The 8,345-nt window shown below is 46.7% G+C and carries 7 protein-coding genes; 3 read left to right on the top strand and 4 right to left on the bottom strand.

Going from position 1 to position 8,345, the window contains the following annotated elements:
• Positions 1-606: 606 nt before the first annotated feature.
• Positions 607-2,712 (bottom strand): S8 family peptidase, encoded by a 2,106-nt coding sequence (locus ACXAH1_RS11240; RefSeq protein WP_475196739.1) that lies wholly within the window; start codon positions 2,710-2,712, stop codon positions 607-609.
• A 371-nt stretch (positions 2,713-3,083) separates the two neighbouring features.
• Between ACXAH1_RS11240 and ACXAH1_RS11235 the strand changes: the two genes are divergently transcribed.
• Together ACXAH1_RS11235 and ACXAH1_RS11230 are read left to right on the top strand one after the other, a co-directional pair.
• Positions 3,084-4,271 carry a BaiN/RdsA family NAD(P)/FAD-dependent oxidoreductase gene (locus tag ACXAH1_RS11235; protein ID WP_475196737.1) on the top strand — a complete coding sequence of 396 codons (1,188 nt, stop codon included), beginning with the start codon at positions 3,084-3,086 and terminating at the stop codon, positions 4,269-4,271.
• A gap of 192 nt (positions 4,272-4,463) precedes the next feature.
• On the top strand, positions 4,464-5,432 hold the full coding sequence (locus ACXAH1_RS11230; RefSeq protein WP_475196736.1) for a WD40 repeat domain-containing protein: 969 nt from the start codon (positions 4,464-4,466) through the stop codon (positions 5,430-5,432).
• A 274-nt stretch (positions 5,433-5,706) separates the two neighbouring features.
• On the opposite strand, the gene ACXAH1_RS11225 is transcribed toward ACXAH1_RS11230, so the two are convergent.
• Positions 5,707-6,891: an alpha/beta hydrolase family protein gene (locus ACXAH1_RS11225; protein WP_475196735.1), complete on the bottom strand. Its 1,185-nt coding sequence runs from the start codon at positions 6,889-6,891 to the stop codon at positions 5,707-5,709.
• A gap of 70 nt (positions 6,892-6,961) precedes the next feature.
• Positions 6,962-7,360, bottom strand: a complete 399-nt coding sequence (locus ACXAH1_RS11220; RefSeq protein WP_475196733.1) for a hypothetical protein — start codon at positions 7,358-7,360, stop codon at positions 6,962-6,964.
• Positions 7,361-7,394: 34 nt separating this feature from the next.
• Here ACXAH1_RS11220 and ACXAH1_RS11215 point away from each other — a divergent pair, with 34 nt between their 5' ends.
• Positions 7,395-7,565 (top strand): hypothetical protein, encoded by a 171-nt coding sequence (locus ACXAH1_RS11215; protein WP_475196731.1) that lies wholly within the window; start codon positions 7,395-7,397, stop codon positions 7,563-7,565.
• A 384-nt stretch (positions 7,566-7,949) separates the two neighbouring features.
• On the opposite strand, the gene ACXAH1_RS11210 is transcribed toward ACXAH1_RS11215, so the two are convergent.
• Positions 7,950-8,336 (bottom strand): MerR family transcriptional regulator, encoded by a 387-nt coding sequence (locus ACXAH1_RS11210; RefSeq protein ID WP_475196729.1) that lies wholly within the window; start codon positions 8,334-8,336, stop codon positions 7,950-7,952.
• Between the last annotated feature and the right edge of the window lie 9 nt (positions 8,337-8,345).

The raw sequence follows: 8,345 nt of genomic DNA, 5'->3' as shown, positions 1-8,345 counted from the left end.
ACGCTCAGCGAATCTAGTATACCTTGTCAGCATCCCAAGCCCGCTATTCTGCACTCAAAGCCTGTCATCCCGGCCCCCGAGCCGTGAACCACCCAAAAGGCAATACGGTCATCGCATCTAGTACACCTTACCTGCACACCAAGCCCGTCATCCCGGCCTCCGAGCCGGGAACCATTCCAAATACAACAAAAATACCACAGATAGTAACGAGAGGTGTTTTGTATCTGAGTAACTCCATCTTGCGGAGTCGCCTGTGAGTAGATCCCGTGTCGGGCACGGGATGACTGGGAGGAAGCATAGGACAACGGAGCTGGCGTTTAGATGACGGAGTACATGATGTATTCAATTATTCTGCACTCAAAGCCTGTCATCCCGGCCCCCGAGCCGTGAACCAGTCCAAATACAACACACATACCACAGATGGAAATGGGAGGTGTTTTCCTCCTGAGTAATTCCATCTAGCGGCGTCGCCGATAGGTAGATCCCATGTCGAGCCCGAAATGACTGGGTAAGTGCATAAAGCGACATAACTGAGTTTATAAATCACCCATAAAAAAGGGCTAAACCCTAAGGTTTAGCCCTCATTAAAAAGCCTGGGGAAAGTGCTTATTGTGCTTTTGCGTTTAATGTTACGCCAGAGAAAGTTCTGTACGCGTTAAGACCGAAGTACCAGGTACCCGCTTGTGGGTTAGTGAAAGTACAAGTCTCTGCGTTACCACCTTTATAAGGACGACAATCGTAGCTAGAGCTGGTAGGTGCGCTACCTTGCTTAACGAACAGGTCAGCGTCGCCAGTACCACCAGAGATAGTTACTGTCAGGCTGCTCATACCCGCAGGTACGTCTAGTGATTTCTGGATCCAGTTGCCAGTGCTTGCAGACAGGTTAGACTCTGTCAATTCAACTGGGCCAGTTGAACCACCTGCAGATTCAGCTTTCAGGCTCACACCGCTGTATGCAGAGTAGCCGCGCATCATAACGTGGTAAGTACCAGTAGACGGGTTATCAATTGTACATACTTCGTTGTTACCACCTTCGTATGGACGACAGTCGTAAGTTGACTGAGTCGGCTTAGCATTTGCACGTACGTACAGGTCAGCATCACCAGTACCGCCACTCATAGTGAAGGTTACTTTGCTCACGCCGCTGCCTACCTCAAAGGTGTAGAAAGTTTCGCTGCCCGCGCCGCCAGACAGGCTAGTTTTAGCTACGCCATCTTCCAGCTCGTTACCGCCAGTGCCGCCCAGTGCTGCATCGACCGCTGCAGACGCATCGATGATACCAGTACCACAGCTGGTACATGTTGCAGGGAAGCTACGTGTTGTGCTCTTCAGGATGCTCTCTACTTCATCAGGCGTTGCAGAAGGTTTCGCTTGCTTGATAAGTGCCGCTACACCTGCAACGTGAGGTGCCGCCATTGACGTACCTTGTGAGTATGAATAGCTGTCGCTTGAAGGTGTGTTGCTGCCTGAATTGTAAGTAGACAGAATACCTTCTGGGTCATTGGCAAAGCTTTGCGCACCGCCTGGTGCTGCAACGTCGATGTTTGAACCGTAGTTAGAGTAGTAAGCACGACCACCGTTACGGCCTACAGACGCAACGTTGATGATGCCTGAACAGTTACCTGGGTTGTAGTTTGCAGAGTTATCGTTGTCGTTACCAGCTGCAATAACAATGGTTGTACCGTTAGCACGCGCTGTGTTGATCGCGTTTTGAGTAGTAGAGCTACATGCACCACTGCCACCTAAGCTCATATTAATAACATCAGCCGGATTAGAGTTAGCAGGCACACCTGATACTGAACCACCTGAAGCCCAGACGATAGCGTCAGCGATATCTGAAGTCAGACCACCACACTTACCAAGTACACGTACAGGTACAACTTTTGCGTCGTAAGCAACACCGGCAACACCTTCACCGTTGTTAGAAACCGCAGCAACCGTACCTGCTACGTGTGTACCGTGCCAGCTTGAGCTGCGTGCGCTGTGCGTGTAACCACACTCGTTTGCGGATACCGCGTCACCCGGGTCACGTGCGTCGCTGTCACGACCGCCGCCATCGTTGGCAACAGACAGATCAGAGATCATGTCGTAACCTGGTAGAATGTTTGCGTTCAGGTCAGCGTGTGGACGGTAACCAGTATCCAGAACAGCAACAACTACGCCGTTACCCGTTGCTTTGTCCCATGCCGCTGGAGCGTTGATACCGCCAGCTGCTTCAAAGTAATGCCACTGATCAGAATAACGCGGGTCATTAGGCGTCGCGAAAGGCTGTAGCATTTGGTCAATTTCAATGTACTCAATGTTGCCAGTAGCAGACATTTCCATCATCAGGCTTTGTGCTTCAGCTGCACTCAGCTTTTGATCAACACGCATAACGTGGTGGTTGCTTAGCGCCATCTTGCGAACGTACTCAGTTTTCAGTGAAGATTTTTTCTTGCTTTTGAAGTTCTTCACGAAACTTTGTGCACGCGAGTTCATCATAGCTGGTGACATGTCGGCACCAGAAATAGACATAAGCTGATTGCTGTTATCTTTATATTTAATGATGAACTGGGTACCGGCAGTGTTCTGGCTTTGCATTTTCAGGCTCAGTTGAGCAATGTTTGCGTTATTATTGAATGCTTCAACGTTGTTAGCCATTGCATTAGAAGCGGCGAACATGCCTGACATCGCTAGCGCGACAGCGCCGATTTTTAAGTTGCGTGTTGTCATTATTATGATTCCTAGTTTCTTACTTGTTGTTGTTGTTCTGTTTGCGTGTGCAAGCAGATGGTTATCGAAGGTAAAGAACTGGTTAAACTATTTAAAGTGCTGTTTTGTTATTTACACTATTGTTTTTGTTATAAGCGGATGGCTAAATAGTTCAATTATGACAATAATTCTTTGTTTTTATTGCATAATTATTATTTGTTACAGTATGAAGTATGAATTAGTTAGTATTGTAAACGATTGTAAATGGTTAATATTTTATTACTAGTTGTGATAAAATTATGTGCCTTTGTTTGCTAAATAATCGCATTACTCCACCTCCAGGGCATAAGTTGATACAATAAGCGCATAACTTTTTCAGGACACAATATACAATGTTGAACTTTGATGTGGTGATCATCGGCGCGGGCGCGGCTGGCCTGATGTGCGCGGCACAGGCTGGGTATCGGGGGCGCAGTGTCGCGGTGGTCGATATGGGCAAAAAAGCTGGTCGAAAAATACTCATTAGCGGTGGTGGTCGTTGCAATTTTACCAATGAAGGTGCTGCGCCACAGAACTATTTATGCGCCAACCCCCATTTTGTGAAGTCCTGCCTGAGCCGTTACACCCAGCACGACTTTATCGAGCTGGTGGACCGCCACGGCCTGGCTTATCATCATAAAACCCTGGGTCAGTTGTTTTGTGACAACAGTGCCCAGGACATAGTCGACATCCTGTTAACCGAATGCGATTGGGCCGGAGTTGAAGTATTTCTGCGTAACGAAGTCATTAAGGTAGAACGTACCGAGGCCGGCGGATATATCGTCACAACTTCTGAGCAGGTGTTTAGCTGCCAGTCTCTGGTCGTGGCCGCCGGCGGTCTGACCATGCCCAAACTGGGCGCCACGCCCATTGGTTACAAAATTGCCGAGCAGTTTGGCCTGAAAGTACTGCCGACCATGGCGGCACTGGTACCTTTTACCCTGCACGACCACGATAAAGCCCGCTTTGATGGCCTGGCGGGTGTAAGTCTGCCTTGCACTGCACAAAGCGAAGATGGCACCCGCTTCAAAGAGAACCTGCTGTTTACCCACCGTGGCCTGTCTGGCCCCGCAATTTTGCAGATCTCCTCGTTTTGGCGCGCCGGGCAGGGGGTGATTGTTAACCTGCTCCCCGATATCGACATGCAGGCACAGTTGCACGACTGGCGTCAGGAGCAAGGTAATAAGTCTCTGAAAAACCTGCTAAGTACTATATTACCTAAACGCTTTGTTGAGGTATTAATCAACGAGCAAACCGTACCAGAAAAAAATGCCAACCAGCTCAGTCACAGCGAAATCGACACTTTAGCCCACGCACTGCACCACTGGCACATTAAACCCAATGGCACAGAGGGCTATCGCACCGCCGAAGTCACCCTGGGCGGCGTCGACACCGACGAACTCAGCTCCAAAACTTTCGAAGCCAAAAAAGCCCCAGGCCTGTACTTTATCGGCGAAGTCACCGACGTCACCGGCTGGCTCGGCGGCTACAATTTCCAATACGCCTGGAGCTGCGGCTGGGCATGCGGGCAGGCGTGTTAGGTGGTGTGTAATAATAAAGTTTGTATACTGCTAAGATGGGTCATCTAATCTTCTGGTTAGGTGACCCATTTTACTATGCCATTACAATCAGGTAAGTTGCTGGAATATGCTGAGGGTAACAACTTTAGCTGTGAACGTGTATACGGAAAACGAGTATTAGCTTGAGTGCCCAATACCGAAAGGATTATAAAAATGAAAAAAATATCCGCTACGGCCTTGTCATTACTATTGACGGGCTGCTTGTTTGACTCTCATTTTGAAACACCCGCAAGTGCCCAAAAGAAACATGGCTCAGGGTTAGTACAATCGTCAGACCTATCTCAAAATGGTGCTTTGTCTGTCATTGCAAGGCAAGATGAAGTTTGCTTATGGAGTAACATCTCAGACAAAAAAGTATTTCCCTGTATCGCGGAAGGTAATATTGAGTTGACCGGTATCGCTGACAACGCCAGTGTATTTTACATATCCAACAGGCTGTCTGTTAGCCTGTTTTCTGCCAAGTCGGGTAAGCTGTTAGGCGCGTGGACTAGCGGTGAAAATATTATCAGAGATATAGCGATATCCAGCGACGGTGAAACGCTACTGTTAGGTTACAGAAGCGGCATAACGGAAGTAATACATGTCAGAAGTAATCGTAGAGCACAACACACATTACACGACTTAGATATAAATACCGTGGCGCTGTCAGCTGACGGGCGCACTGCGATGACAGGTTCCAGCGATAAATTCGTTAAATTGTGGGATGTACAAACAGGCAAAGAATTACAGTCTTATAAATTTTCAACCAGAGTCAACCATGTTTCTCTTAACGCAGATGCGACGATGGCGTTCGTACTGGACTCTGTGAATGCTCGTCAATTTATTGATTTAAAATCACAAGAGTTGAGCTCTTCTTTGTCTACATATAGCAACTTCATAGAGTTTAATCAGTCGGCATTTATTAACAATGATCAGTGGTTACTCACTGCCTCGCCAAATCAAAAAGTGCAGATCTGGCGCGTTGCAGATGGCGATTTAATAGCAAAGTTTATGGCGAATAAAATCGATGGCCGAGATCGAGCGTCAGTATTAAGCATCGCAATGGATGAATCCAGGCAAGTGGTCATCAGTGAAACAAATGATGGGGTTGTGGAAACTTGGCCAATCAAGCCTCTACTTTAAGTCCATATGAGGGGAAAATGGTATGTCGTTTAAATTGTTCAAAAAGCTGATTTTGCTGTGATTCAATAAAATCGGACACGGGTTTAGATGGCATTACTAGCACTCAAAAAGAAAAGTCTGTGACCAGAGAGCGTTGTACTTTTATATTGTAATTCAAATTGGAAGCTGCCGTCTTGAGATGCCTCTTGCCGTATCTGCAGCACCAATAGCCGCTTGACCTGAGGGTTTACTTGTAAGCTTGCTAAACATGAACCGTTTCGGTTTCCCTTCCAGATTAAAATAACTGTTGTTTCCAGTGCTTAATTCGATGTATCAGGCAGCGCAATGGCGTTGCTGAATCGTTATGCCTGGCGTTGCAGTCAGAGAGTGTTACGGAAAATGGGGTTTTGCTTTTGATAGCTGGCACAAATGCGGCTTCGGTGTGATTAAAGTGGTGCTCAAAAAAAGCGGAATTTAGTCTGGCGACGTCCAGGATAGCATTGAATTGAGGCGTGTCTTTTAGGCCGTTTTCTAGCCAGTCTTTTAGTACCACAATGTCAGAAAAACTGACGTGATTGAGCGATTCAAACAGCGCTAAATAACCTTTGTTGTGTACATTGAGAAAGATTTCGCTGAAGTATTCTTCGTCTGCCTGCACGTACATAAAAGGTTGTGTAATGGTGATGTCTTGCCAGCCAAATACAGTGCCATCCATATTAACAATAGCGGTTACTTCGGGTGTTTTTGCCGCGGTATAAAACGCTGCTGCACCACCGTAAGAATGACCCAGAATACCTACCTGGCCATTGAGGGCGTTGAAAAGCGGGCTTTGCGGGTCGCGATTCATGTGTTGTATTTTAGCCAGTACAAAACGCTGATCTGCAGACCACATGGGTAAATCAATGCCCAGATCGTCTGATGGCAGGTCTATCGTTTTTATCGCTTTTGAATTGGGCGGCTGATAATAATCCGAGCCAAAACTGTGATTAATGGAAGCGACCAGGTATCCCCGGCTGGCGATATGTGCAGCCATGATGGTAAACAACTCTGGGTTAAGATAATAACCATGGGAAAAAATGATCAGGGGTAAAGTGTTGTGTGACAGCTGTATTTCGCTATCTGCGGCAATGTTCCAGGTCATTGCGCTCAGCGGAGCGATATGTGTCATATCTGCATCTGTATCATAAATCAGCCTGTGCGAGCGCGAAAACTGATTGCTTATCAGCGGTAATCTCTGGTTGCTGGCAGTTAGGTTGGTGGGGTAAAAAAATCGTACACCAAGTTGCCTGGGTGCGTCTGTTTGTGTTCTGTGGCTGTGACGGTCTGAATCCTCAAAATGCATGTAATGTGTGCCAACCGGGTGATCCAACGGCAGGAACAGTGTATTTTCAGTGTGGTCGATACTGAGCTGCGCAAATAGTGGCAGTGTAGTTAACAGGCAACATAGGCTGAGCAGCAGGTGAATCGATAGTCGTGGCATCGAGAGGTTTTTCTTATTTTTATCAGGCGTGTATAACTTTAGATTATAACACTTTCTGTCATATTTCAGCTTATTCCCGTGCCTTCAATTTATGTAAAATCGAACACTCTTCTACCTGCTCGGCGCTGCATGAGGCGAGGGTTTGCAGGGATTGCTCCTGCAGGGCGAGTTCGCGCTGGGCGCGTTGTACCTCAAAACGTTGTTTGTGTCGAAAGTTAGATGTCCGGCATCGTGTCTTAAGCAAAAGGCGGAAAACAATTGTTGTCATCTCTTCATTTAACATATATTGTTTTTTTGTTTGTTTTAGGTTTATTTGTTGTTTTTTCGCTGTGATGAAACTAAATAGACATGTAGAAAGCCTGTTTAAAGAAAACAGAATTATTTCTGTAATCATGATATTTAGGATGGCTGGGGGGAGTATTACCTGGTCATTGTAGCAAGCAATAAAAAACCAATGTAATACAAACACTTTTATTACTTTTAATGTATTAAGGAAGACCAAGGTGAATATTAAATTAAATCAAAAGAAATTGAAAAACCTTTCAATGGCACCAACTGTACCGCAAGAGCAAACACCTCATGTTGCAGGCGGTGTCAAGCAACTTAAAACTCTTAGACAGTGTATCAGCTTTGACGGTTGGACTTGTACTCGTGAGCCTTGCGTGCCTGACTAACCACATTAAACAGGAAAGTGAAAGCCAGCTGTTTTGATAAGGTACCGGATTTCTTATTCAAGACAAATAAAAAGTCCCAAATTCAACACTGAATTTGGGACACTCTTTTCAAGAACAAGCAGCCAGTGGCGCCGCGTCTTCAAATTACAACGCTGGTTGCTTGAAATCTAAGTAGTTTGTACCAGTAATTTATACGTGACGTCGCCAATTTAATTTTGTTTCAGAGACCTCTCTCATATCCGCGTGGTTCTCACTATGACAGGAAAGTAAGAGACACCGTTTTCAGCAACGTAAGCAGCCTCATAATTGCGTAGGGCATTGCCAACAGCAACTATGGTTGTGGTGCAATGTTCTAAATTTAGGTACAGAGGGGACGGCTTATTCTTATGGCGCCTTCAACTTATGCAAAATCGAACACTTTTCTACCTGCTCGGCGCTGCATGAGGCGAGGGTTTGCAGGGATTGTTCCAGTAGCGCGAGTTCGCGTTGGGCGCGTTGCACCTGGGCGAGTTGTTCGGCGATGATTTTATCGACCACGGCGCAGGAGGCGTTGGGATCGGCTTGTACTTCGACCAGGCGTTTGATGTCGTCCAGCGGGATGTTGAGCTCGCGGCAGCGGCGGATAAAGATCAAGGTGTCTACGTCGCTCGGTTGGTAGTGGCGGTAGCCGTTGCTGGCGCGTTGTGGTGCGCTGATTAAACCAACTTGTTCGTAATAGCGGATGGTTTTCGCATTTATCTGGGATTTCGTCGCAAGTTCGCTGATTTTCATATTGACCTT

The sequence above is a fragment of the Pseudoalteromonas sp. AWH4_217 genome (assembly GCF_056161105.1).
Note: the sequence above shows the minus strand (reverse complement) of the source record. Positions and strands in the feature narration are given on the sequence as shown.

Excerpts from the sequence above, each read along its gene's own strand:
- ACXAH1_RS11240 (WP_475196739.1), bottom strand. The coding sequence starts at position 2,712 with ATGACAACACGCAACTTAAAAATCGGCGCTGTCGCGCTAGCGATGTCA.
- ACXAH1_RS11235 (WP_475196737.1), top strand. The coding sequence starts at position 3,084 with ATGTTGAACTTTGATGTGGTGATCATCGGCGCGGGCGCGGCTGGCCTG.
- ACXAH1_RS11230 (WP_475196736.1), top strand. The coding sequence starts at position 4,464 with ATGAAAAAAATATCCGCTACGGCCTTGTCATTACTATTGACGGGCTGC.
- ACXAH1_RS11225 (WP_475196735.1), bottom strand. The coding sequence starts at position 6,891 with ATGCCACGACTATCGATTCACCTGCTGCTCAGCCTATGTTGCCTGTTA.
- ACXAH1_RS11210 (WP_475196729.1), bottom strand. The coding sequence starts at position 8,336 with ATGAAAATCAGCGAACTTGCGACGAAATCCCAGATAAATGCGAAAACC.